At 62.7% G+C, this 25,069-nt stretch carries 24 protein-coding genes and 2 riboswitches; of the genes, 7 read left to right on the top strand and 17 right to left on the bottom strand.

All coding sequences use genetic code 11. The annotated features are described in order from the left end of the window. Window positions 1–166 precede the first annotated feature (166 nt). The 9 genes from flgJ to flgB are packed head-to-tail and all read right to left on the bottom strand — an operon-like array spanning window position 167 to window position 7,618. Window positions 167–1,207, bottom strand: a complete 1,041-nt coding sequence (flgJ, locus tag NCR98_RS13165) for a flagellar assembly peptidoglycan hydrolase FlgJ (protein WP_244826552.1) — start codon at window positions 1,205–1,207, stop codon at window positions 167–169. Between the two features lie 13 nt (window positions 1,208–1,220). Next, a complete protein-coding gene (locus NCR98_RS13170) occupies window positions 1,221–2,348 on the bottom strand; it encodes a flagellar basal body P-ring protein FlgI (RefSeq protein ID WP_244826553.1) in 1,128 nt (375 codons plus the stop codon). A gap of 6 nt (window positions 2,349–2,354) precedes the next feature. Next, window positions 2,355–3,050 (bottom strand): flagellar basal body L-ring protein FlgH, encoded by a 696-nt coding sequence (locus tag NCR98_RS13175; RefSeq protein WP_250526382.1) that lies wholly within the window; start codon window positions 3,048–3,050, stop codon window positions 2,355–2,357. Between the two features lie 27 nt (window positions 3,051–3,077). Then, complete coding sequence (gene flgG, locus NCR98_RS13180; protein ID WP_244826555.1) at window positions 3,078–3,866, bottom strand: flagellar basal-body rod protein FlgG; 789 nt, start codon at window positions 3,864–3,866, stop codon at window positions 3,078–3,080. A 33-nt stretch (window positions 3,867–3,899) separates the two neighbouring features. Further along, a complete protein-coding gene (gene flgF, locus NCR98_RS13185; RefSeq protein ID WP_244826556.1) occupies window positions 3,900–4,652 on the bottom strand; it encodes a flagellar basal-body rod protein FlgF in 753 nt (250 codons plus the stop codon). Window positions 4,653–4,686: 34 nt separating this feature from the next. Then, complete coding sequence (gene flgE / locus NCR98_RS13190) at window positions 4,687–5,904, bottom strand: flagellar hook protein FlgE (protein ID WP_244826557.1); 1,218 nt, start codon at window positions 5,902–5,904, stop codon at window positions 4,687–4,689. Between the two features lie 27 nt (window positions 5,905–5,931). Then, entirely contained in the window at window positions 5,932–6,663 is a 732-nt protein-coding gene (locus tag NCR98_RS13195) for a flagellar hook assembly protein FlgD (protein WP_250466045.1), read from the bottom strand. Between the two features lie 11 nt (window positions 6,664–6,674). Beyond that, window positions 6,675–7,100, bottom strand: a complete 426-nt coding sequence (gene flgC / locus NCR98_RS13200; RefSeq protein WP_244826559.1) for a flagellar basal body rod protein FlgC — start codon at window positions 7,098–7,100, stop codon at window positions 6,675–6,677. Window positions 7,101–7,114: 14 nt separating this feature from the next. Continuing rightward, the gene (gene flgB / locus NCR98_RS13205; RefSeq protein WP_244826560.1) at window positions 7,115–7,618 is read right to left on the bottom strand and encodes a flagellar basal body rod protein FlgB; all 504 of its coding nucleotides are present in this window, start codon (window positions 7,616–7,618) and stop codon (window positions 7,115–7,117) included. Between the two features lie 462 nt (window positions 7,619–8,080). Here flgB and flgA point away from each other — a divergent pair, with 462 nt between their 5' ends. The 5 genes from flgA to flhA all read left to right on the top strand — a co-directional run bounded on the left by flgA (window position 8,081) and on the right by flhA (window position 14,734). Further along, window positions 8,081–9,580, top strand: coding sequence for a flagellar basal body P-ring formation chaperone FlgA (flgA, locus tag NCR98_RS13210; protein ID WP_250526383.1), 1,500 nt, complete (start codon window positions 8,081–8,083; stop codon window positions 9,578–9,580). Window positions 9,581–9,883: 303 nt separating this feature from the next. Beyond that, a complete protein-coding gene (gene flgM, locus NCR98_RS13215; protein WP_244826562.1) occupies window positions 9,884–10,207 on the top strand; it encodes a flagellar biosynthesis anti-sigma factor FlgM in 324 nt (107 codons plus the stop codon). Window positions 10,208–10,316: 109 nt separating this feature from the next. Next, window positions 10,317–10,751 carry a flagella synthesis protein FlgN gene (locus NCR98_RS13220; protein WP_250466048.1) on the top strand — a complete coding sequence of 145 codons (435 nt, stop codon included), beginning with the start codon at window positions 10,317–10,319 and terminating at the stop codon, window positions 10,749–10,751. 681 nt (window positions 10,752–11,432) lie between these two features. Continuing rightward, window positions 11,433–12,641: a flagellar biosynthesis protein FlhB gene (flhB, locus tag NCR98_RS13225; RefSeq protein WP_244826564.1), complete on the top strand. Its 1,209-nt coding sequence runs from the start codon at window positions 11,433–11,435 to the stop codon at window positions 12,639–12,641. Continuing rightward, window positions 12,638–14,734, top strand: coding sequence for a flagellar biosynthesis protein FlhA (gene flhA, locus NCR98_RS13230; RefSeq protein ID WP_244826565.1), 2,097 nt, complete (start codon window positions 12,638–12,640; stop codon window positions 14,732–14,734). Before flhB ends, flhA begins: the two co-directional genes overlap by 4 nt. A gap of 22 nt (window positions 14,735–14,756) precedes the next feature. On the opposite strand, the gene NCR98_RS13235 is transcribed toward flhA, so the two are convergent. After that, window positions 14,757–15,014, bottom strand: a complete 258-nt coding sequence (locus tag NCR98_RS13235; RefSeq protein ID WP_250526384.1) for a hypothetical protein — start codon at window positions 15,012–15,014, stop codon at window positions 14,757–14,759. On the opposite strand from NCR98_RS13235, the gene NCR98_RS13240 reads away from it, so the two are divergent. Further along, entirely contained in the window at window positions 15,000–15,473 is a 474-nt protein-coding gene (locus NCR98_RS13240; RefSeq protein ID WP_250526385.1) for a hypothetical protein, read from the top strand. The two genes, NCR98_RS13235 and NCR98_RS13240, sit on opposite strands and share 15 nt — an antisense overlap. Window positions 15,474–15,727: 254 nt before the next feature. Next, a complete protein-coding gene (locus NCR98_RS13245) occupies window positions 15,728–16,021 on the top strand; it encodes a hypothetical protein (RefSeq protein ID WP_250526386.1) in 294 nt (97 codons plus the stop codon). Window positions 16,022–16,152: 131 nt separating this feature from the next. On the opposite strand, the gene NCR98_RS13250 is transcribed toward NCR98_RS13245, so the two are convergent. The 7 genes from NCR98_RS13250 to NCR98_RS13280 form a co-directional block, all read right to left on the bottom strand. Further along, complete coding sequence (locus tag NCR98_RS13250) at window positions 16,153–17,541, bottom strand: L-serine ammonia-lyase (RefSeq protein ID WP_250526387.1); 1,389 nt, start codon at window positions 17,539–17,541, stop codon at window positions 16,153–16,155. Window positions 17,542–17,574: 33 nt separating this feature from the next. Continuing rightward, window positions 17,575–18,621: an alginate lyase family protein gene (locus tag NCR98_RS13255; protein ID WP_250509721.1), complete on the bottom strand. Its 1,047-nt coding sequence runs from the start codon at window positions 18,619–18,621 to the stop codon at window positions 17,575–17,577. A gap of 172 nt (window positions 18,622–18,793) precedes the next feature. Next, window positions 18,794–21,724, bottom strand: coding sequence for an aminomethyl-transferring glycine dehydrogenase (gene gcvP, locus NCR98_RS13260; RefSeq protein WP_250526388.1), 2,931 nt, complete (start codon window positions 21,722–21,724; stop codon window positions 18,794–18,796). Window positions 21,725–21,781: 57 nt separating this feature from the next. Further along, window positions 21,782–22,162 carry a glycine cleavage system protein GcvH gene (gene gcvH, locus NCR98_RS13265; protein WP_250466057.1) on the bottom strand — a complete coding sequence of 127 codons (381 nt, stop codon included), beginning with the start codon at window positions 22,160–22,162 and terminating at the stop codon, window positions 21,782–21,784. Between the two features lie 75 nt (window positions 22,163–22,237). Beyond that, complete coding sequence (gcvT, locus tag NCR98_RS13270) at window positions 22,238–23,359, bottom strand: glycine cleavage system aminomethyltransferase GcvT (protein ID WP_250509649.1); 1,122 nt, start codon at window positions 23,357–23,359, stop codon at window positions 22,238–22,240. Window positions 23,360–23,484: 125 nt separating this feature from the next. Then, window positions 23,485–23,603, bottom strand: a riboswitch (glycine riboswitch). Window positions 23,604–23,625: 22 nt separating this feature from the next. Continuing rightward, window positions 23,626–23,739: riboswitch (glycine riboswitch) on the bottom strand. 105 nt (window positions 23,740–23,844) lie between these two features. Then, complete coding sequence (locus NCR98_RS13275; protein WP_250526389.1) at window positions 23,845–24,237, bottom strand: hypothetical protein; 393 nt, start codon at window positions 24,235–24,237, stop codon at window positions 23,845–23,847. Further along, window positions 24,234–24,983 (bottom strand): hypothetical protein, encoded by a 750-nt coding sequence (locus NCR98_RS13280; protein ID WP_250526390.1) that lies wholly within the window; start codon window positions 24,981–24,983, stop codon window positions 24,234–24,236. Before NCR98_RS13280 ends, NCR98_RS13275 begins: the two co-directional genes overlap by 4 nt. Window positions 24,984–25,069: the final 86 nt, after the last annotated feature.

Below are 25,069 nucleotides of genomic sequence, written 5' to 3' on the forward strand. Positions count from 1 at the left end.
TGTGGCGCGCCGTCCCTACGAGGACTAAAACGTTTGCACATGCACGAAGCAGGCCAAAGAGCGCGCATGGCTCTAAATCAACGTATTGAGCGCCGAGCGCAAAAAGGCAGGATCGTTCCGCCGTTGACGAAACGCCTGCCTTTCGGTCGAATTCGAAAACGCTTCGTCAGGCGATCTGACGCATGATCGAGATCAACTTTTTCGCGTATTGGGGATCGGTCGCGTAGCCTGCCTTCTGCATGCCGTGCGCGAAGCCCGCGACATCGCGCGATGCCTCCACGACCGGCGCGTAACGCGGATTGTTCTTGATGACGCTCGCGTAGTCGGTGAGCGCGGCTTCGTAGGAATCGTAGGCGCGAAAGCGCTCCACGACCTTCTTCGGCTGACCGTTGACGTATTCCGTCGTTACCGAATCCACTGTCTTGCCGGTCCAGCTCGACGTCGCCTTGATGCCGAAAATGTTGTGGCTCGTCGCGCCGTTCGCGTACTTGATCTCGCGCTTGCCCCAGCCCGATTCCAGCGCCGCCTGGCCGATGATGAAGCGCGCCGGAATGCCCGTTGCCGCGCTCGCGGCTTGCGCGGGCGTGGCCAGCCGTTCGACGAACGCGTTGACCTTGTCCGAACCGTTGCCGCGCACGCCCGGATCGAGCGCGTCGGCGCCCGTGTAGCCGTTGCCGCTGTTGAGCGATGCGCCGCTCTTGTTGGCCTGCGCCGCGGCGTAGGCCTTGGCCATTGCGTTCATTGCGGCGATGTTGCCCGCGTTCGCGTCGCTGCTGCCGCCGCCGCCCGACAGCGCGTTCATCGCGTTCATGCCGTTTGCCGCGCCGCCCGTGGCCGACGTGTCCTTGATGCCCGCCGTGCGCATGAGTTGCTTGTACATCGCGTCCGCCACGCCAATACCCTTCGACGACATCTGCTGCGACAACTGCTGGTCGAGCATCGCCGTGAACGACTTCGTATCGTTCGACTCGAACGGGCTGTCCGAGGGCGTCGCATCGCGCATGCTCTTGAGCATCATCGTCGTGAAGACCGCATCGAACTGCTTGGCTGCCGCCTTCAAACCCTGTTGCGGCGATGCGTTGGCCTGCGCGCGCAACGCGTCGAAGCCCTGCGTATCGAGCGCGAAGCGGTTGGTCAGGTTCGACAGTCCGCCCGTCTCGGTAGATGCCAATGCCGTGTTGGCGATACCGCTCGAAGTCGAGTTCATGTGCCGTCGTCCCTTAGATGATTTCGAGGTCGGCGCGCAGTGCGCCCGCCGCCTTCATCGACTGAAGGATCGAGATCAGATCGGCCGGTGTCGCGCCGAGTGCGTTCAAGCCCTTCACCACGTCCGCCAGATTCGCGCCCGCCGAAAGCATCTTGAGCGCGCCGCTATCCTGCTTCAACTGAATCGACGATTCCTTCGCGGCGACCGTCTGGCCGTTCGAGAACGCGTTCGGCTGGCTCACCGCCGTCTTCGTGTTGATGACGACCGACAGGTTGCCGTGAGCGACCGCGCAATTCTGCAGCGTGACCATCTGATTCATCACGATGGAGCCGGTGCGTGCATTCAGAATGACCTTGGCCGCGGCTTGCGCCGGACGCACGTCGATGTTTTGCAATTGCGCCATGAACGAGACCTGTTCGCTCGCTTCGGACGGCGCGCGCAACTGAATCGTGCGGCCGTCGAGCGCGAGCGCCGTGCCCGTGCCGAACTGGTTGTTCACGGCCGCGACGATGCGCTGGGTCGTGTCGAAATCCATCTCGCGCAGTTCCATCTGCATGGTGCCGCCTTGTTGCAGCACCGTGCTCTGCACTGCGCGCTCGACCAGCGCGCCGCCGGAGATGCGGCCCACCGCGAGTTGATTGACCTGCACCTTGCTACCGTTCGCACTCGCGCCCGCGCCGCCGACGACGAGGTTGCCCTGCGCCATCGCGTAGACCTGACCGTCCGCGCCCTTTAGCGGCGACATCAGCAGGGTGCCCCCGCGCAAGCTCTTGGCATTGCCGAGCGAGGATACGGTCACGTCGATCGCTTCGCCGGGACGCGCGAACGGCGGCAACGTGGCCGTCACCATCACGGCGGCGACGTTCTTCAATTGCATGTTCGACGTGGTCGCTGAATTCACCGTGATGCCCAGGTTGCCGAGCATGTTGGTCAAGCTCTGCGTGGTGAACGGCGTCTGCATGGTCTGGTCGCCCGTGCCGTCGAGACCGACGACGAGGCCATAACCGATCAGCGGATTGTCACGCACGCCTTGAAAGGAGACGAGGTCTTTCAGGCGCTCGGCGTGCGCATGCGGAACGGAGCCGATGGCGACGACAGCAGCCGCGAGCGAGAACGAGAGGAAGCGAAGGAGCGAATTCATGATCGGTCAGAACGGCGCGACGTTGAGGAAGAAGCGCTGGAGCCAGCCCATGTTTTGCGCTTCGTCGATATAACCCTTCGCCGAATATTCGATCTTCGCATCGGCGATCTGCGTGGAGTAGACCGTGTTGCTGCCCGAGATGGTCGTCGGATTGACGACGCCCGAGAAACGCACATATTCGTTACCCTGGTTGATGAGCATCTGCTTTTCGCCGCTGACCATCAGATTGCCGTTCGACATCACTTCGGTGACGGTGACGGTGAGCGTGCCGCTGAACGTGTTGGCCGCGCTTGCGCCGCCGCCCGCCGTGAACTTGTTGGCGCCCGTGGCCGACAGGTTCGTGTTGTTGAAGAGGCCGCCGAAGACGCCCGGCACGGTCGGCACGGCGAACGCGCCCGTGCCGGTGCGGTTGGTGTTCGCCGCCGACGACTTCGTCGCGTTGACGTTTTCCGAGATCACGATGGTCAGGATGTCGCCGACGTTGCGCGGACGCTGATCTTCGAACAGCGGCCGGCCCGCATAGCCCGCGTTGTAGATCGCGCCGGGCGAACGCGTGCCGATGGGCGGCTGCGGCGGACGCGCGGTCATCGGCTGCTGGATGATCGGTTCCTTCGGCACGAGGCCGCAAGCGGCAAGCGCCGCGCCGAGCGCGAGAAGCGATGCAAGGCGTGACGCGCTAACGATAGTGTTGAGTGGCGACATCTTGATGATCCGTTTAATGCTTCTGCGTCAAACCTGCATCTGGGAAAGCGTCTGCAGCATCTGGTCGGACGTGGTCACGGCCTTGCTGTTGATCTCGTAGGCGCGCTGCGTCTGGATCATGTTGACCAGTTCCTGCACCACGTTCACGTTCGACGCTTCCACATAGCCTTGTTGCAGCGAGCCCGTGCCATTCAGGCCCGGTTGCGAAACGTTCGGCGCGCCCGAGCTGCCCGTTTCGGCGAAGAGGTTTTCGCCCTTCGCTTCGAGACCGGCCGGGTTGATGAACGACGCGAGCGTGATCTGGCCGACCGTCGTGCTGGCCGTGCTGCTCGGCTGCGTGACCGAGACCGTGCCGTCCGAGCCGATGGTGATCGCGGTCGCGTTTTGCGGAATCGTGATCGCCGGATTCAATTGATAGCCGCTCGACGTGACGAGCTGGCCTTGCGCGTTGGTCTGAAACGAACCGTCGCGGGTGTAGGCGGTCGTGCCGTCGGGCATCGTCACCTGGAAGAAGCCTTGACCGTTGATCGCGACGTCCTTCGAGTTGCCGGTCTGTTGCAGGTTGCCCTGCGTGTAAAGGCGTTCTGTCGCGACTTGCTGCACGCCGGTGCCGAGCTGGCTGCCCGACGCGAGTTCGGTTTGCTGCGTGGAGTTCGCGCCCGGCTGACGCACGGTCTGATAAAGCAGATCCTCGAACACCGCGCGCGAGCCCTTGAAGCCGTTGGTGCTCACGTTGGCGAGGTTGTTCGAGATCACGTCCATCTGCGACTGCTGGGCATTCATGCCGGTCGCGGCGATATAGAGGGAGCGGTTCATGTCGTTCGTTTCCTAATGTCTTGGCTGTGCGGCTTAGCTGAAGTTCAGCAGCTTGTTCGCCGATTGTTCGTTCTGGTCCGCGGATTCCATCAGCTTGGTCTGCATCTGGAACTGGCGTGCGTTGGAGATCATCGAGACCATCGCGGAGACCGGGTTCACGTTGCTGCCTTCGAGCGAGCCGCCTGCCACGACCACATTCGGGTCCGCTTCGGCGGGGTCGCCATCGGCGGTATGGAAGAGGCCGTCATCGCCGCGCGACAGCGTCGACGGATCGGGATTCACGAGCTTCAGCTGATCCACCGTCGCGATCGCCGTGGGCGGATCGCCCGGAATCAACGCGGACACCGTGCCGTCCTTGCCGACCGTCACTTCCGCGCCCGGCGGAATGGACAGCGGGCCGCTCGTGCCGAGCACCGGCAAGTTGTTCGCCGTGACGAGCTGACCGTTTTGATCCACGTGCAGATTGCCGGCGCGCGTGTAGGCCTCGTTGCCGTCGGCCGTTTGCACGGAGAGCCAGCCGGGTCCCTGAATCGCGACATCGAGCGGATTGCCCGTTTGCGAGATCGGGCCTGCCGAGTAGTCCGCGTTCGGCGTGGACGAGAGCACGAAAGTGCGCGTCGTGCCATCGGCGGACTGGTTCTCGAACGACATCGGCACTTGACGGAACGCCGCGAGTTGAGCCTTGAAGCCCGTGGTCGATGCGTTCGCCAGGTTGTTCGCCACGACGCTCTGTTGTTCGAGCGCCTGGCTTGCGCCGGTCATCGCGGTGTAGATCAGACGGTCCATGAATCGCTTCCTTCCTTGACTGACTTGGCGACGCTTACAGGTTGATGACCGCTTGGTCGACGGCCTGCTGCGTCTTGATCGTCTGCGCGTTCGCCTGATAGTTGCGCTGCGCGGTGATCAGGCTCACGAGTTCGCTCGTCAGATCGACGTTCGAGTCTTCCACCGCGCCGCCTTGCAGCACGCCGTGGTTGGTCGAGCCCGGAACCGCGACCTGCGCCGCGCCCGAAGCCGCCGTCTGTGCGTAGACGTTGCCGCCCAGGTTCTGCAGACCGTTCTGGTTGTTGAAGTTGGCAATCGCGATCTGGCCGAGCGACTTGGTCTGGCCGTTCGAGTAGTTGCCCGTCAGCATGCCGTCCGTGCCGACCGTGAAGCCGGTCAGTTCGCCCGTGCTGTTGCCGTCCTGATGCAGATTCGCGAGACCGCTCGTCGCGCCGTATTGCGTCGTGCCGGTGAGGTCGAGCGTGAGCGACTGCGTGGTCGTGCCGCTCGGGTCCGCGCCGTTGGGAATCGTGAAGGTGTATTTCGGGCTGCTCGTCAGGTTGCCCGACGTATCGAACGTGACCGCGCCGAGATCCGACTTTTGCGTGACCGGATCGCCGTAACCCGCGAACGCCTCCCACGAGCCCGTCGCGGACTTCGTGAAGTACACCGAGACCTTCTGCGTGCCGCCGAGCGAATCGTAGGCATCGACCGAGGTCGAGGCGTTGTACGTGTTGCCGTTGGTCGGATCGAACGCGGCCTTGTCCTTCACTGCGTCCTGCGAATTCAGGTTGAACGACGCGGTGATGGTCTTCGTCGCGGTCGGCGCGATATTGGCCGTCGGCACCGAGAGCGGCACCGTGCTTGCGCTGTTGACCACACCGTTCGAATCCGCCGCGTAGCCCATCAGTTGCAGGCCGGCCGAGTTGACGATCTTGCCGGTGTTGTCGAGATGGAACACGCCGTTACGCGAGTACACGGTCGAACCGTTGTTCGACAACTGATAGAAACCGTTGCCGTTGATGGCGACGTCGAGCGCCTGGTTGGTCGTCGTGATCGTGCCTTGCGAGAACTGCTGCTGCACTTCGGACAGGCGCGTGCCGATACCGATCTGGTTGCTGACGGCGGTGGCCATCGAGCTTGCGTACATATCGGCGAATTGCGCCTGGCCTTGCTTGAAGCCGACCGTGTTCGCGTTCGCGATGTTGTTGCCGATCACGTCGAGGTCGCTCGATGCAGCGCCCAGACCGCTCAGTGCTTGTTGATAGCTCATGTGTTTCTCTCTGGAATGTCTGTTTGTTTAAAGAATCGAGGCGACGCTCGACAGTGCGACCGTGGAGCCGTTCGCGAGCTTGAGACCCGGTGCGCCGCCCGTCATCTGCACGACGCTCTGGACTTGCGAGGCCGCGAGCGTGGTCGCCGTTGCCTGCTGGCCGTTGATCGTGCCTTGCGCGGTGATCGTGTAAGTGCCGTCGGCGAGCGTGTTGCCCTTCGAGTCGACCGGCTTCCAGCCCGAGACCGGCACGACGCCTGCGCTCTGCGCGCCGAGGTCGAGCGTGTTGACGATCTGGCCGGACGAGTTCTTGACGACCACCTGAAGGTCGCTCACGTCGTTGGCGAGCTGCACGCCGAAAGTCGACGACGCGCCGCTCGATACCGACACGTTGCTGCCCGAGGCGAGCACGGTCGAACCGATGAGCATCGCCGCTTGCGTCGACTGGCCGGCGGAAAGCTGCGTGGCGAGCGAGGACAGCGACGTGTTCAACTGACCGATACCCGACACCGTGTTGATCTGCGCGAGCTGCGAAGTCATCTGCGAGCTGTCGGCGGGGTTGGTCGGGTCCTGGTTCTTCAACTGCGTCACGAGCAGCGTGAGAAAGGTGTTCTGCAGGTCCGATGCGGACGTGCCCGAAGTCGAACTGGAGCTCGAGCTGGACGACGTCGAGGAAGCCGACGACGCGCCGTTCATGGTGTCGAGGAGCGTCTGCGACACCGTGGTGCCGTTGCTGCCGATGGTTGTGCTGGTTGTCACGTTATGTTCCTTCAGGTTCCGATGGTGAGGGTCTTGAGCATCAATTGCTTCGCGGTATTGAGCGTTTCGACGTTCGCCTGATAGGAACGCGACGCGGACATCATGTTGACCATTTCCTGCACCGGATCGACGTTCGGCAGCGTCACGTAGCCGTCCGCGTTCGCCGCCGGGTTGCTCGGGTCGTAACTGGTTTTCATCGGGCTCGGGTCGTCGATCACGCCGGTGACCTGCACGCCGCCGACTTGCTGGCCGGAGCCGCTCTTCGCGCCGCCGAGCGGATCGACCGCGAACACGACCTGCTTCGCCTTGTACGCCTGGCCGTCGGGGCCGGTGGTGCTGTCCGCGTTGGCCAGATTCGACGCGGTGACGTTCAGGCGTTGCGCCTGAGCCGACATCGCCGAACCGGCCACGCTGAAAATGTTCATCAAAGAAGGCATGGTTTGCTGGCTCCTTAACTGTTCGACGTGATCGCCGAAAGCATCGACTTGATCTGCGAACTCAACACCGTCATGCCGGCTTCGAAGTGCAGCGCGTTGTCCGCGAATTGCACGCGCTCGGCGTCGAGATCGACCGTATTGCCGTCGAGCGACGGCTGGTTCGGCACGCGATAGGCGAGGCGGCCGTAGTCGTCGCTCGAACCGCCGGATGCGGTGAGCGTCGAAGTGCCCGACATGTGGCCGCGCGCCGTGACCGCCATTGCCGCGCCGGCGCTCACGCTGACCGGCTGCGCCATTGCCAGCGTGCCGGTGCTGCTCGTGCCCGCGCTGCTCGCCGTGCCAGTGGCGCCGCCTTTCTTCAGCGCGCCGGCAAGGGCGGACGAGAAATCGACGTCGCGCGCCTTGTAGCCCGGCGTGTCCGCGTTGGCGATATTCGACGAAAGCAGTTCCTGCCGATACGCGCGGACATCGAGCGCTTCGCGGCCGAAGGCGAATTCCTTGTCGAGTTTGTCTAGCATCACCGTCCTCTACAGATGTTTGGTCCGGGTCCGGCATCGCCAAGACCTTTTTGCATGACACGAATATTAGGAGCGGCGCGCAACAACTAATCCGACGAATAACCGGGAAACGGGGCCTCTATTCGACGCTTGATCGCCGCGCGGTCTATCTAGAATCTGGTTCGTGGTCGAAAGGAATGGTTTGGGAGTCGAAGCGGCCGTGATGTTCGTGGGACTTCGGGTGGATGGGCTCGGCCGCCGTGGCATTGCGGCGGCGTTTGTCCGGCGATGTGTAGTTGCCGTCTTGTCCGCGCCCCGGCCTGGGCAAGACGAGTCAGTCGAATGGGAGTGCCGCCGTGAAAATCGCGGCGTGTCGTTAGCGGTTTGTAGTCGCCGTCCTGTCCGCGCCCCCGCAAAGGGCAGGACGGCTCAATCGAATCAGAACGCCGACGCGGCATTCGCGGCGCGCGAGGGAGAAAAGTAATGAGCAGGTCCGCCAGTCATTCGTCGAAGGCTCTTGCCCGCGTCGCCGCGATGGAGCGCCGCGTGCAGAAGGCGTCGTCGCTTGCGCGACGCTCGGCGGCTGGCGTGGCCCTCCTGTTCGTCGGGGCCGCTGGTTTTGGCTTTACCGCGAGCGCTTACGCGCAGCAGGACGATGGTCCCATCGTCATTCCGGGCAACGCGGAGACGAATCCGGCAGCCGCGGCGGAAATGGCGAAGGGTCTCAAGACCGCGAAAGCCGCGCCCGCGACTGCGCCCGCACCAGTGGCCGCCGTTTCTCAGGCAGCAATTTCTTCCGCGATGATGTCGCGCCCGAGCGGCTACGGCGATGCCAGCAAAGCCGCCGATGCCGCCATGCGCCACGCCGCGCTCGCGCTCGAAGCACGCGCCGAAGCCGCCGACGACGCCATGGACGACGCAAGCGGCATGATCGTCATTCCCGGTCCTGGCGAAGCGAAGGCGCAAACGGGCGTTGGAACGGCGCGCGCGGCGGCCTCTGCTAATCAGAATGCAGTAAGCGGCGCGATGAGCGCGCCCGTTTCCAAGGTTGCCGATGCTCCGGGCGCCGCTCAAACCGCAGCTCAAACCGCAGCGCAACCCGATATCGCCGCGAACGCGAATCCGCGCAGAGTCGCCTCCGTTACGCCATCGCGCGATGTGATTCCCGTGGTCGTCACCCGCGACGACGCCATTCCCGCCCGCAACGGCGCCGTGCGTCCGATCGCGGCAGGCACGACGGCGCCCGTTTCCAGCGCGGCATCGCCGATGAAGCGCGTCAGTTTCAATCCGTCCGCCACGGCGGGAGCCGCCGCAGCGCCCGCCGCGACGACGCTGCCACAGGCGAACGCCACCGGCGCCACCGTCCAGGACGGCGAGAGCATTCGCGCGGCTGCCGTGGCTTTTCTTCAGCAACAAACCGCCGGACTGCCGGGCAAGGTCGAGATCACCGTGACGCCTGCGTTCCCGCGAGGTCTCGCGCCGTGTTCGTCGATCGATCCGTTCATGCCGACCGGCGCACGGCTCTGGGGCCGTATGACAGTGGGCGTGCGCTGCGTCGGCGAGCGCCCGTGGACGCTCTATCTGCAAGCGCGCGTGGCGATCAACGCGACTTACTACACGGCGGCGCGCGCGATCGCTCCCGGCGAGATGCTCGGTCAGGGCGATGTGGTCGCCCACGAAGGCGATATCACCGCGATGCCGCAGGCCACGGTCACCGATCCAGCGCAAGCCGTGGGCGCCATCGCGCTGTCGCGCGTGCCGGCGGGGTTGCCGCTGCGCACCGACATGCTGCGCGCGGCCAGCTCGGTTGCGGTCGGCCAGACGGTGCACGTCGTCACGGATGGCTCCGGATTCTCGATTTCCGCCGAAGGCAGCGTGATGAACAACGCCGCGCCCGGCCAGCAAGTCCGCGTGAAGACGGCCAACGGACAGATCATTACCGGCATCGTGAAGGACAGTCAGACCGTCGAGATACGGATGTGAGACGGCTTGAGGCAGATATCTGCGAGTCAGGTCGTGAAAGACAGTAAGACCGTCGAGATGCGTATCCGAAGGTGGCTCTTTTCGGCTCTGCCGCGTTCGGACGAATCAGTCTGAAAGAGCCGCTAGAGCCCTTATGTGGGCCAGATAACAGTTTGTTTCACTTTGTTGCAATTGCTCTGACGCCCGCCCCGTAAGGCTTTGCGGGCGACGAGCGAGTCGATGCCCCGTATGGGTCCCCCGGTTGGGTAAAGTTTCCAAACACCCCCGCCGATAAAGGACTCAACAAGTACGGGAATAGACATCGTGAAAATCGAATCGAATAGCAACATCGCACTGGCTGGAATTCAAGACGCTACGCAACGTGCATCGCAAAACGACGCCAAGAGCGCTTCTAGCGTGGCGCAAGCCGGCACGACCGCCGCGCAGAACTCGAAAGTGAGTCTGTCATCGCTGTCGTCGGGTCTGCGCGCGTCGAACAGCGCCGACGTCGATACGGCGAAAGTCGATTCGATCAAGGCTGCACTGCGCGACGGCAGCTACAAGATTGACGCCGGCAAGATCGCAGACGGCATGCTGAGTTCCGCGCGCGACATGCTGCAAACCAGAACCGCGCCCGCTGGCGCCTGAGTTCTTTCTCCGCCGCGCCCGCTTTCGCTTCGAAAGCAGACGCGCAACGGAACCGGAATTCGACGGCGGCAGGCGCATTGTGAAACCCGCGTTTTTTTAGCGAGCTGCAATGAGAGACGCCCTGCTGTCCACCGTTACCGAAGAAGTCGCCGCCGTTCTGGCGTTCGAAGCCCTCCTCGCCCACGAGGAAAAAGCGCTGATCGCCGCGCAGCCGCTCGAAGCGCTGCCTGGAATCATCGAGAACAAGACCGAGTTGACCGAGCGTATCGCCGCGCTCGAGAAAGATCGCGACGCGCATTTGCACGCGCTCGACCTGCCGGGCGGTTTCGCCGGCATGGAAGTCGCCGCTCAGGGCGATGCGCGCATCGCCGAGCAATGGGCATTGTTGTGCGCGGCCGCTCGCCGTGCGCGTCAAGGCAACAACAACAACGGCGTGCTGATCCGCACGCGCATGGAATACAACCGCAAGGCGCTCGCCGCGTTGCAGGTTGCGCCGTCGAAGGCGGGCTTTTATGGGCCGGATGGGCGGTTGCCGGGAGCTTGAGGATTTGTTGGAGGGTTGCATTTGACGGGTGCGCTTTCGGGCCGGCGCGGCTTGCTCCGCTGGCACTCGGTAAACGACAGCCGTTCTTTTCAACGCTTTCCCGGGCTTCTTGTCTCGATCGGGGCGCACGTCGCTTGGCGCTCCTGGTTGGCGGCCGAGGCTGGTTATCTGTCGGCGGGTTGGTTTTTCGACGCGGTCGCGCCTGATTCGATCGCCGGCTTGCTGACGCCTCTGGCTCTTGCGAAAGCCCGCTGTTTTGCAGTCGTTCGAAGCTCCGCGCAGCCTCTAGCCGGGCGGGCGCGGTGAACGATCCGCGCCTTTCGAACCGTCGGCACGTGATTCCGCCGAGTGTGCCGATGGTCGCAGCGGCAAGCGTCGACGCTTCCTTTCACCGATAAGCCTCGCACTTCTTGTAGCGTCGGAGCTTGCTTCAGTCCGCTGGCGTCCGACTTTCGGCGAATGCCAACGCTTACATGCAGTCGGCGCGGCACATCGCCGGATCAACGCTTCCGCCGCGCGGCGCGTCCGTTCCAACGCCTCTCATCACCCGAATAAACCCCCTTTCCCCGGCCTTATCCGCCGATGGTGGCTCGACGTCCTCCGCAATAATCGCTTTCATCAAGAAGCGGCTTCGCGCCGCGTGCATGGCGATTAACGCAGTCGAACCGGAGTCGAAGCGCGGTGGCAGAAGAAAGCGATCTCGAAAAAACCGAATCAGCCACTCCCAGGCGCCTCGAAAAGGCGCGGGAGGAAGGTCAGGTTGCGCGCTCGCGGGAACTCGCATCGTTCGCGCTCCTCGCGGCGGGATTTTTCGGGGTATGGGGTTTGTCGGGTCCGATCTACGGTCATCTGCAAGGCATTCTGCGCGGCGCGTTCACCTTCAATCACGAGAACGTGCTCGATACCCACCAGATGATGATCGGCGCTGCCAACGCCAGCAAGGAAGGCATGCTCGCCATGCTGCCGGTGCTCGCGCTCACCGCCGCCGCCGCGCTCGCCGCACCCATGGCGCTCGGCGGCTGGCTCATCACCACGAAGCCGCTTGCCCCGAACTTCGGCCGGCTCAATCCGATCAGCGGCCTCGGCAAGATGTTCTCGTCGAACGGTCCGATCCAGCTCGGCATGTCGATGCTGAAAACCGTGGTCGTCGGCGGCATGGCGGGCTCGGCCATGTGGAGCCGCAAGGCCGAAGTGCTCGGTCTTTTGACCAAGCCGCTCGACCTCGCGCTCGCCGACGCCATGCATCTGCTGTTCGTGTGCTGCGGCATGGCCATCGGCGGCCTCTTTCTCGTCGCCGCCGTCGATGTGCCGTATCAGCTTTATTCGCACGCGAAGAAGCTGCGCATGAGCAAGGAAGAAGTGAAGCGCGAACACAAGGAAAGCGAAGGCGACCCGCACGTGAAGGGCCGCATCCGTGCGCAACAACGCGCCGCCGCCCGGCGCCGCATGATGCAGGCAATTCCGACCGCCGATGTCATCGTCACCAACCCGACGCACTTCGCCGTCGCGCTCAAATACGCCGATGGCGAAATGCGCGCGCCGAAGGTCGTCGCCAAGGGTGTGGATCTGGTGGCCGCGCGTATCCGCGAATTGGGCCGCGAGCATAACGTGCCGCTGCTCGAAGCGCCGCCGCTTGCGCGTGCGCTCTATCACAACGTGGAAATCAACCGCGAGATTCCGGGGGCGCTGTACGGCGCTGTCGCGCAGGTGCTGGCGTGGGTTTATCAGCTGCGCCGGTATCGCGAAGACGGCGGCGCCAAGCCGGACGATCCGTCCGATCTCGAAGTACCGAAAGAACTCGACAAGGGCAGCGTCTCCGACGCCGATGCCGAACAAGAAGCCGCCGACGTACTCGGCGCCGATGACACCTCGAATGGAGCCGCAGCATGAACGCGCGCGCTGGATTTTTCGCCAAACGGCCCGACGCGCTCGGCACGCAGAATTTGCGCGCGCTCGCCGGTCCGATCCTGATCTGCATGATCCTCGGCATGATGATCTTGCCGTTGCCGGCGTTCCTGCTGGATCTGCTGTTCACCTTCAACATCGCGCTTTCGGTGATGGTGCTGCTCGTCAGCATGTACACACAGAAGCCGCTCGACTTCGCGGCCTTCCCCGCCGTGCTGCTGTTCTCGACGCTGCTGCGCCTGTCGCTGAACGTGGCGTCCACGCGGATCGTGCTGCTCGAAGGTCATACCGGCCCGGACGCTGCCGGTCAGGTGATCGAATCGTTCGGCCACTTTCTCGTTGGCGGCAATTTCGCCGTGGGTATCGTCGTCTTCGTGATTCTGATGATCATCAACTTCATGGTGATCACGAAGGGCGCGGGACGTATCGCGGAAGTCGGCGCGCGCTTCACACTCGACGCGATGCCCGGCAAGCAAATGGCCATCGACGCCGACCTGAACGCCGGTCTCATCAACGAAGAAACCGCGAAGAAGCGCCGCACGGCGGTGGCGCAAGAAGCCGAGTTCTACGGTTCGATGGACGGTGCGAGCAAGTTCGTGCGCGGCGACGCGATCGCGGGCTTGCTGATCATGGTGATCAACATCGTGGGCGGGCTGATCGTCGGCATGCTTCAGCACGACATGGACTTCGGCCACGCGGCGACGAACTACACGCTCCTGACCATCGGCGATGGCCTCGTCGCGCAGATTCCTTCGCTCATCATTTCGACGGCGGCGGGCGTGATCGTGTCGCGCGTCGCGACCGAGGAAGACATCGGTACGCAGTTGACCGGCCAGTTGTTCCAGAACCCGCGCGTGTTGATGATCACGGGCGTGATCATCGGCGTGATGGGGTTGATTCCGGGCATGCCGCACTTTGCGTTCATGCTGCTCGGTGGCGGCTTGATCTACGCCGCGCGTTCGATGAACAAGCGCGCCGAAGCGAAGAAGAAAGCCGGCAACGTTACGGACATCACGCCGGTCGCGGCCGCGCCGGTGGAGAATGCCGAAGCGAGCTGGGACGATGTCGCGCTGATCGATCCGCTCGGCCTTGAAGTGGGCTACCGGCTGATTCCGCTCGTCGATCGCAATACGGATGGAGAATTGCTCAAGCGTATCAAGGGCATTCGCAAGAAGTTCGCGCAGGAAATCGGGTTTTTGCCGCCTGTCATTCATATTCGCGACAACCTGGAATTGCGGCCGAATGGGTATCGCATTGCGCTGAAGGGCGTGGAAGTGGGCGTTGGCGAAGTGTTTCCGGGACAATGGCTCGCGATCAATCCGGGGCAGGTGTCGGTGACTTTGCCGGGCCCGCAGACGCAGGACCCGGCGTTCGGCTTGCCGGCAGTGTGGATCGACACGAATATGCGCGAACAGGCGCAGGTTTATGGCTACACGGTCGTCGATGCCAGCACGGTGGTCGCGACGCATTTGAATCATCTCGTCGTGACGCACGCGGCGGAATTGCTTGGGCGTCAGGAAGTGCAGGCGTTGCTGGATCGTATTGGCAAGGACACGCCGTCGCTCACCGAGGATCTCGTGCCGAAGACCATTTCGCTCACGCTGTTGCAGAAGGTGCTGCAGAATTTGCTCGACGAAAGCGTGCCGATTCGCGACATGCGCACCATTCTCGACGCGGTGCAGGAGCACGCGCCGCGACTCGCCGATCCGTACGAGCTTACGGCCGCGGTGCGCCTTGCGCTCGGCCGCGCGATTTCGCAGCAGTGGTTCCCGGGCACCGACGACCTTCAGGTGATGGGCCTCGATCCAATGCTGGAGCGTGTGTTGTCGCAGGCGCTTTCGACGGGCGCGAACCCTGGACTGGAGCCGGGGCTTGCGCAGACGCTGATGAACTCGACGCAGAACGCGATGCTGCGTCAGCAGAACTTGGGCTTGCCGCCGGTGCTGCTCGTGCAGCATTCGCTACGCGCGATGCTTGCGCGGTTCCTGCGCCGGAGTCTGCCGCAGTTGAAGGTGCTTTCTTATGCGGAAGTGCCGGATACGCGGAATGTGAAAGTGGTTAATTTGATTGGGGCTTGAGGTGCGGGCCTTGATTCGATAATCAATTAAGCGTTGCGCTGATCAGACTTCGAAGATTGCGCGCATCGAACACAACGGTTTTCCACGTGTAGTAATTCGCGCGTTCGAACTGAATCTTGCCGACCGCTTGTTGCGACTCCGCAATTGCCAAGACCGCGCCCGGCATCTTTTGGGCGCGGTACTGCAAATGAATGATCTCCCCTTCTAGAAGACGCTTCGCGCTTGTCGCGGCAATCACGATGGAAGGCGTGGGCGTATCGATGACATGGTCGGCGATCAAGCCACCGGATATCGGCAACTCAACGTCCGACACATGCGCGAGGCCCAAATCGCTTGCAATCTCGTCAATCGCGCATTTCAAGCGGACCGTGAACTCATTGCTTCCCTGGCGTTCGGCGCGAGACGTAGCTACGCCATAAAGCTGTTGCGCTGCCTCAGCGACGCGGAACACATAGGGCGCAAGAAGACGTTCGTCGATCGTCGTAGCTCGGATTACTTCGTCATCGCAGAGGCGCGCCGGACTATCTTGAGCAAACGCTTCCGACCAGCGCTCGACGGCGCCCGACTCGACATCGCCACCCGCCATACTTGCCTGAAAGCAGGCTTCTCCGTTTTCATCGATAACAAAACCGTCGTCGCGAGAACGAATACGCACCACCACGCGATCGCCTGTTCCCGGATATTCGAGCGGCGTAATGACGCGATACACGCCGTTCGAGTCAGCGTGAACTTCGAATAGCGCGCAGATTGTTTGTTTAAGTGTGTCTGCTAGCACAATAAGTCGCCCTGGCCGTCTTGCTCGTTTGAGATCGTGATGCCCGTCGCCTTGCAGAACAACACGATCAAAGCGCCACGATCATTTTCCGCACGTGGATCGAAACGTTTCGACGACTTAAGGTTAAGCTCCGGCGCGCCCGGCAGCAAGCGGTTCCGATAATCGCTTGTCGTCCGACACGGCACCTTGCAGTGCAAACCCTTATGGCTTGGATGGTAGTGAAACTCGAGCAAGGGATAGAGATCGCCCTTCGGCAGCGAGCAAAGCAGATGCGCGTAGAACGCGCGGTCTTCGAGTTGTTCTCCGTCGCGCCAAACGAACAATACGAAGTGGTCGTCCGACACGCGAATGAGTTCGGTGGCGTGAACGCGCGGCCTCGCCATCCGATTAAATGGCTTCGGCCACTTGTTCTTGACCATCTGCTTGAACTTTGGCGAGCCGGTCAGCGTTTTGCGCACTTGCTTATGAGCAGCAAGATCCTGTGGAAGCAAGGCGGTCTCTCAAGTATTTGAACCGACCGCGTCGCACCGAAGGAGCAGTCGATAGATTCGTTTTAGTTCTATTGATGCTAACCGCCTAGCGTGATGGAAACTGCTTCGTCCACCGAATTTTTGAATCGCCCTGACAATTTCTGCTTGGAGCCTCAACACTCCACGATATTCACCGCCAACCCACCCCGCGAAGTCTCCTTATACTTCGTCTTCATATCCGCCCCTGTCTCGCGCATGGTTTTAATGACCGAATCCAGCGATACATAATGCGATCCATCGCCACGCATCGCCATGCGCGCCGCGTTGACGGCCTTCACCGATCCCATCGCGTTACGTTCGATGCACGGAATCTGCACCATGCCGCCCACCGGGTCGCACGTGAGCCCAAGGTTGTGCTCCATGCCGATTTCCGCCGCGTTCTCCACCTGCGCGGGCGTGCCGCCCATCACCGCCGCAAGTCCCCCGGCGGCCATCGAGCACGCAACGCCCACTTCGCCCTGACATCCCACTTCCGCGCCAGAAATCGACGCGTTCATCTTGTAGAGGATGCCAATGGCCGCCGCCGTCAGCAGAAAATCGATCACGCCCTGCGCATTCGATCCCGGCAAAAACCGATCGTAGTAATGCAGTACCGCTGGAATGATGCCCGCCGCGCCGTTCGTCGGCGCTGTCACCACGCGACCGCCGACCGCGTTCTCTTCATTCACGGCGATGGCGTAGAGGTTGATCCAGTCCATCATCGATAGCGGATCGCGCAGCGCCTGCTCGGGTTTGCCGGCGAGCGCCCGATACAACACCGGCGCACGCCGCTTCACCTGGAACGGACCCGGCAGATGCCCATCCGCATCCGGATTGCCGATGCCGCAGCCGCGCGCGACGCAATCCTGCATCACGTCCCAGATTCGTAACAAGCCCGCGCGAATCTCGTCCTCGCTGCGCCACACGCGCTCGTTTTCCCACATCAGTTGCGCGATGGACTTGCCCGAATCGGCGCACATCTTCATCAACTCATCGCCCGTCTTGAAGGCGTAGGGCAAGTGTTCGATGGCCGTAAGCACCGCCGTGTTCGCCGCGCCCGCCGTCACCACGAAGCCGCCGCCCACTGACAGATACGTCGCCTCGCGCAACGGCTCGCCGCTCGCGTCGAATGCGTGCAGCTTCATGCCGTTCGGATGCTCCGGCAACGCCTGCCGATAGAACGCAATGTTCTCCTTCAGCGTGAACGGAATCTCGTGCGTGCCGAGCAGCGCGAGCGTCCTGGACGTGCGTACGGTTTCGAGGCGCGGCGCGATGGTGCCCGCATCGACCGTGTCGGGGGCATCGCCCATCAAGCCGAGCATGACGCCGCGGTCCGTGCCGTGGCCTTTACCCGTCGCACCGAGCGATCCGTACAGCTCGCATTTCACCGATGCCACCGCGTCCAGCAGCCCATCGCGTTCGAGCCCTTGCGCGAACATCAGCGCGGCGCGCATCGGGCCCACGGTATGTGAGCTCGAAGGTCCGATGCCGATCTTGAAGAGGTCGAATACGCTGACTGCCATGAATGCTCCTTGCTTGAGCTGCTTGAGACGGGATCATCGCGCCGGCAACGGCAGACACACCGCGAGCCACGCAGGCGGCGTCGGCGCGAGCCGCAACGCCACCGGCGCATAACGGCCGTCGAGACGCGCCGCGAGATGAAAGAGTTCCGCCGAGTTTTTCGGGTCCCACTGACCCGAGAATCCCGGCAATCCGGCTTCGCGACGCTTGGCATCGAAAGACACGGTCGAATGCACGAATTCGTCATGCGTGCGGGTGCCGAGCGCATACGGGGTAAGCCAGTTGAGCGCTTGCGCGAGCGTTGCGCCCGACTGCGCGCGCTCCGGCAGCCAGTTGCGGTTATGCCGTCGCGCGGCCAGCGCCGCCGTCACGAGCGGCTGAAGATCGTAGGTGACGTAGCGCAAGGCATCGCGTTCGGCGAAATCGACGGTCGACCCATCCGGCGCGATGTTGTCGCCGATATGCTCGACGAACAGCCGCTGCGCCGCGTTGATGAGCTTGCGGTCGTCGATGGTGAATGCGCCCATCGCCACCAGCTTCACGCGATGACTCTGCCAGTTGTTCCGATACGTGCCCGTGAGCGGGCGCTTCTGCTTGTCCATGTCGGCGACGTAGCCCGTCACCATCTTCGTGATGAACGCGTTCGCCGCGTTGCGCGTCTTCACCGGCAACGCGCTCGCGGTCAGATCGTAGGCGAGGATCAGCGACTCGAAGTTGGTCTCGTCGATCGGATTGAAACTCGGCTGATACGTTGTCGTCCACGCGAACAGAAAGCGGTCGACGAGACGCAGATAACGCTCGTCGCCGGTCGCGCGCCAGGCGAGCGCGGCATCGCGCATCAAGCCGAGATCCTTTTCGGCTTCGATGCTCTCGTCGCGTATGCCTTCGTGCGGCAGCGTGCCTTCGGTATGCAGTTTCGCGAGTGGCTTCGGCTGGTCGTTGACGTGCGATTGCACCATCTGCACGAGCGCCTTCACGCCGGGATCGGCATTGGTGCGCTCGCTCGTCTGCATGGCGGGCGCGGCACAGAAATTCATCGCCGCATGCGCGGACGGCGCGGCGCAAGCCAACGCCCACAGCATGAATCGCGCGGCATGGAAGCGCTTCGTCTCGTTCACCTCTCGCACCCTTGTCGCCATATGAACTCCCTGTTTTGGCTTTTGGTCCGGGGTGAGATGTTAGCCCTTCTGACTCGCGCTGCAAAACCGCCAGACAATGCTTGACGTTTCCGGGCGGTTGCGCGGTTTTGATCGATTACTCGTCCGTGTACTCCGAGATCGGCACGCACGAGCACATCAGATTGCGGTCGCCATACGCGTTATCCGCGCGGCCAACCGGCGACCAATACTTGCGCGTCACGAGCGACTTCAGCGGATACGCCGCCGCTTCACGCGTGTACTTGTGGTCCCACGTATCCGAGGTAACGACCGCCGCCGTGTGCGGCGCGTTCTTCAGCACGTTGTCTTCGCGATCCGCGCTGCCTTCTTCCACCGCGCGAATCTCGTTGCGAATGGCGATCATCGCGTCGATGAAGCGATCCAGCTCTTCCTTCGACTCCGATTCGGTCGGTTCCACCATCAGCGTGCCGGGCACCGGAAAGCTCATCGTCGGCGCGTGGAAGCCGTAGTCGATCAGACGCTTGGCCACGTCTTCCACCGAGATGCCGCTCGATTCCTTGATCGGCCGGACATCGAGAATGCATTCGTGCGCGACGAGCCCGCCCGGCCCGCTATACAGCACCGGATAATGCGGCGCGAGGCGCTTCGCGACGTAGTTGGCCGCGAGAATCGCGCTTGCCGTCGCGGCGGTGAGACCTTCCGCGCCCATCATCGCGATATACATCCACGAGATCGGCAAGATCGCGGCCGAGCCGTAGGGCGCCGACGATACCGCGCCGATGCCCGCGTCATCGCGCTTGTAACCGGTCGAAGCCTGATTCGGCAGAAACTTGGCCAGATGCGCGCCAACCGCTACCGGACCCACGCCCGGTCCGCCGCCGCCGTGCGGAATGCAGAACGTCTTGTGCAAGTTCAGATGCGAGACATCGCCGCCGAACTGGCCGGGCGCGGTGAGGCCGACCATCGCATTCATGTTCGCGCCGTCGACATACACCTGGCCGCCGTGCGCGTGCACGATCTCGCAGATTTCGCGGACGTTGCGCTCGAACACGCCATGCGTCGACGGATACGTGATCATGATCGCCGCGAGATTCGCCGAATGCTTTTCGGCCTTCGCCTTCAGGTCTTCGATATCGACATTGCCGTTCGTATCGCATGCAACGACGACGACCTGCATGCCCGCCATCTGCGCCGAAGCCGGATTCGTGCCGTGCGCGGACGCCGGAATCAGACACACGTTGCGATGCCCTTCGCCGCGCGACTCGTGATACGCGTGAATGATGAGCAAGCCGGCGTATTCGCCCTGCGAACCGGCGTTCGGCTGCAACGACACCGCCGCATAGCCGGTGCACGCGACGAGCATCTGTTCGAGCTGATCGATCATAGTGCGATAGCCGACCGTCTGTTCCGCAGGCGCGAATGGATGAATCTGCGCGAACTCGGGCCACGTCACCGGCAGCATTTCGGAGGTCGCATTGAGCTTCATCGTGCAGGAGCCGAGCGGGATCATCGTGCGGTCGAGCGCGAGGTCCTTGTCCGCGAGACTGCGCAGATAGCGCAGCATTTCGTGCTCGGAATGATGGCGATTGAAAACCGGATGCGTGAGGTATTCGCTCGTGCGCTTGAGATGTGCGGGCAATGGATCGGCAAGCGATGCATCGAGCGCGTCGATATCGAACGTCTCGTTCTTGCCCGCGACTTCGGCGAACAGCGCGAAGAGCTTCGTGAGATCGTCGCGCGTCGTGGTTTCATCGAGCGACACACCGACGCGATTCGCGCTCACATGACGCAGATTCACATGCGCGGCGTAAGCGGCCTGATGCAGCGCGTTGGTGCTCGCGCCGCTTTCGATGGTCACGGTATCGAAGAACGTGTCGTTGGTGAGCGCGTAGCCGAGCTTTCGCACGCCCGCCGCGAACACCGACGCGACGCGATTCACGCGCAGCGCAATGGTCTTGAGGCCCTGCGGGCCGTGATAGACCGCGTACATGCTCGCCATGATCGCGAGCAGCGCCTGCGCCGTGCAGACATTCGACGTCGCCTTCTCGCGACGGATATGCTGTTCGCGCGTTTGCAGCGCGAGACGCAGCGCGGAATTGCCTTGCGCGTCGATAGTCACGCCGACGAGACGGCCCGGCATCTGACGCTTGAATTCGTCGCGCACGGCCATGTACGCCGCGTGCGGACCGCCGAAGCCGACCGGCACGCCGAAACGCTGCGTATTGCCGATAGCCACGTCCGCGCCCCATTCGCCCGGCGGCGTGATGAGCGTGAGCGCCAGCAAGTCGGCTGCGGCGATCACGTAACCGCCCGCCGCATGCACCGCTTCGGCGAGCGCGCGGTAGTCGCGAACGTCGCCATTCGCGCCGGGATATTGCAGCAGCACGCCGAATGCGTTCGCGCTCGCGGCATCCGCGGCCGGTCCCACCTGCACGTCGATGCCCGCCGGCTTAGCGCGCGTCTTTACCACTTCGATGGTCTGCGGCAGCACGTCGTCGGCCACATAGAACAGGTTCGATTTCGGCTTGCCGACGCGTTGCAGAAGCGTCATGGCTTCGGCGGCGGCAGTGGCTTCGTCGAGCAGCGACGCGTTCGAGATGGCAAGGCCCGTGAGATCCATCACCATCTGCTGAAAGTTCAGAAGCGCTTCCAAACGCCCTTGCGAAATCTCGGGCTGATACGGCGTATAAGCCGTGTACCACGCCGGATTTTCCAGCACGTTGCGCAGGATCACGCCCGGCGTGTGCGTGCCGTAATAACCCTGGCCGATATACGTGCGAAACACGAGATTCTCGTTCGCCAGCTTGCGCAGCGACGCGAGCGCTTCCGCTTCGCTTTTCGGCTGCGTGAACGCGCCGAGCGGCAGCGTTTCCTGACGGCGGATCGATTCCGGAATCACCGCGTCGATGAACGCCGCGCGCGATGCGAACCCGAGCGCTTCGAGCATGGCGCGCTGGTCGGCATCGCCGGGACCGATGTGCCGTGCCGCGAATGCGTCATGGCATTCGAGCGCGGCGAGGGACAGGGAGGTGCGGTTCATCAGGTGATCCGGATGTTCGAGCTTCATGTGAATTCCTGCAAAGCGGCCGGTTGGAAACGCAACCGCTTTCGTCATTGAGATGAGTTATTCGCCGATCGACTTGCCGTAGCCTTCGGCGTCGAGCAGCTTGTCGAGACTGGCGTCGGCGGCCGGCTTGATCTTGAAGAGCCAGCTTTCGTACGGTGCGCCATTCACCGAATCCGGCGACGAAGTCAACGCGTCGTTCGCGGCGACGACTTCGCCCGACACCGGCGCGTAAATATCGGATGCCGCTTTCACGGATTCGATCACCGCGATGGCGTCGCCCGCCGCGACTGCCTTGCCCGCCGCGGGCAGTTCGACGAACACGATGTCGCCCAGCGCTTCTTGCGCGTGATCGGTAATGCCGATGGTCAGCGTGCCGTCGGATTCGGTGCGGACCCATTCATGCGATTCGGTATATTTCAGATCGGCCGGGATGCTCATTGGATGCTCCTTGCGTAATTCGTTCGTGGGGTTCGTGATCGGATGGCGCGCGCCACGTTCGTCCGCTGTCGGGCCTCAAAGGCTCACGAGCGTCTTGCCGTTGCGCACGAACGGAAGTTTTACCACGCGCGCGGCAACTTGCTTGTCGCGGATGAGCACTTGCACCGTATCGCCGATCGCCACTTGCGTCGGGACGCGAGCGAACGCAATCGACTCCTGCATCGACGGCGAAAACGTGCCGCTCGTGATCTCGCCTTCGCCGTGCGCCGTGACGACCTTCTGATGCGCGCGCAGCACGCCAGCCGCACGCCCGTTCTCCTTGATGAGCACGAGCCCGACGAAGTTCGACTGCGAGCCGTTCGCTTCGAGCGCGGCGCGGCCGACGAAATCGCGCGGGGTTTTCAGGTCGACGGTCCAGGCGAGGCCGGCGTCGAGCGGCGACACGGTTTCATCCATGTCCTGGCCGTAGAGATTCATGCCGGCTTCGAGACGCAAGGTGTCGCGTGCGCCGAGGCCTGCGGGCTTCACGCCGGCTTCACGGAGCGCGTTCCACAGCGCTTCCACGTTCGTGGCGGAAACCACGATCTCGAAGCCGTCCTCGCCCGTGTAGCCGGTGCGCGCGAGCATCAGTTCGCCGAAGGGCGTGGTTGCGAACTTCGCCGCATTGAAGGGTTTGAGCGATTCGGTTTCGGCGCGCGTCTGCGGCAGCACTTGCCAGACCTTTTCGCGTGCATTCGGACCTTGCACCGCGATGATGCCGAAATCGCCGCGCGGGCGGATCGACAGATCGAAACCACCTTCCGCGTTCAGTTGCTGGAACCACGCGATGTCTTTATCCGCCGTGCTCGCGTTCACGACCACGCGGAAACTCGTTTCGGAGAAGTAGTAGACGATCAGATCGTCGATGACGCCGCCGTCGGTCTTGAGCAGGCACGAATACAGTGCGCGGCCGGGCGTCGTCAGCTTGTCGACGTTATTGGCGATGGCGTGCAGGAAGAAGGGGCGAACGGCGTCGCCTTCGAAATCGACGACGCGCATGTGCGATACGTCGAACATGCCCGCGTCGGTGCGGACGGCGTGATGTTCGTCGATTTGCGAACCGTAGTTGACGGGCATGTCCCAGCCGCCGAAATCGACCATGCGCGCGTTGAGCGCGAGGTGGGCGGCATGCAAGGGCGTGTGTTGAAGAGCGGTCATCGGGGCCTCGGTTCGCGAAACAAAAAAGGCCACGCAGCGCGCAGATATCTGCCTTCGCCGCGGACTATGCCTTTGCTCGCTGACTTTCAGCAGCGCAAAGCGCATACCGGCTGGCGGTTGCGATGCGTGACCCCTCTGTCCTCGGTACCTGAGAGATTGCGCGGATCAAAAAAATCCGTCGCGCGCCCCTTCGGTGGGCTGCTGACATCGTTCGATGCCGCTGCCGCTCTCCAGAGTGCGAAAAAATTGCCCGAAAGGGCGACTTCTTCGACGCGGCCGGTCCTTTTGCCTGAGAGTTTGTGGGTGTGCCCCTTCGGCGGCGCGGCTCGCTTGGCGATTTTGAAATCGACAAAAGCCACGCGCTCTCCCGACGCGTGCGGCCGAATTTACGCGACCGAATTAGGCTTGTCAAACGGATTCGGACGGGGCTGAGTGTGCGGTGGAGCGGGTTGTGGCTGGCGACGATGCCTTGCCATGCGTCGGCCTCAGAACGTCGTTGACAGGGTCGAGTTGATTTGCCCCTGAAATGCATCGGTTTTCGGCAAGAACGCCAGACAGTTCGCGACGAGGTCGGTGGCGTCGTGCTGACTAAACGGCTTCGTGAGATGGTAATCCGCGTGCGTACGCACTTTTTTTAGGTCGATGAGCACGTAGGCCAGCGCGCGGCCTTTGTTCCCTACGGTCATGAGCCGATTTGTCAGCCGTTCATGTTGACCGGCAACCTCGCGCGTTGACGGCAAGCAGGCGTCCGCCACGGCAAGCGTTTTGTGATAAGCGGCGTAATAAGCTCGCGACGCGCCGGATCGCCATTCGCATTCGCTATTGCCTGCCGACAACTGCTGCGCCAGATGCAGCAGATCGGAAACCTCGATGCTCATTCCACCACCTCCATTAGCGCACTGCGGGAGGCAAGCGCACTAAGCGAACCAACAGGGCGACAGACGAAGGTAATCACCTCTGGGTACGCGTTATCGAAGGTCGTGGTCAATACCTCGGCAATCGCGAAGTTGACGTTTCCACACTGGCTTGCAGTTTCGTCGACATAAAGCTCGTATCTCGTTGTGTCGTCGTAAATCATCAACCTGCTGCCGCGAATCATGCAGCCCTGCGAGCGGATTGCTTCGACCGCCGTTTCCAACAAAGCAAGCCGTTGCTCGGCATCGACGCCGCAACGTATAAAGATCTGTGCCGTCGCTTCGATGTCGCGCGGTAGCTCCGCATCGCCTTCGGCAACGGTTGCATTGAGATCATGAGCAAGCATGATTGCCGCCGCCTCTTCGGCACGCAGCGCCGTGACGAATACACGCGCTGCCTTGATCCGGCTTGTCGGGTCGCTACGCTGCGTATCGGCGAGCAAGCGCGCGTAGTTCACCGCCATGCGCGGCTCTCCGAGATCGCACGTTAGCGACGCCACATTGGTCAGAATGGTGACGTCATGCCTCGCTAGTGCCTGCGCGGCTTCGGAGCAACGAACGCATTCGTCGCGATCACCACGGAGGAACGCGGTGAATGCGAGTACGAGCCAACATATCTCAGGACGTTCGCGGCCCTTGCTCAAGAACGCAAGCGCTTCTCGCTCGATGCGCCTTACCTGGAATTCGTTGCTCTGCGCCGTGATCACCATATCGATCAGATCGCATAGTCATTCTGTTGCAACAGCTTTCGGGACATTCAGGGAACGCACTCCGGATATTCGTTTGCGGTCGATTC

The organism is Caballeronia sp. GAWG2-1 (genome assembly GCF_023631405.1).
Lineage (GTDB): Bacteria > Pseudomonadota > Gammaproteobacteria > Burkholderiales > Burkholderiaceae > Caballeronia.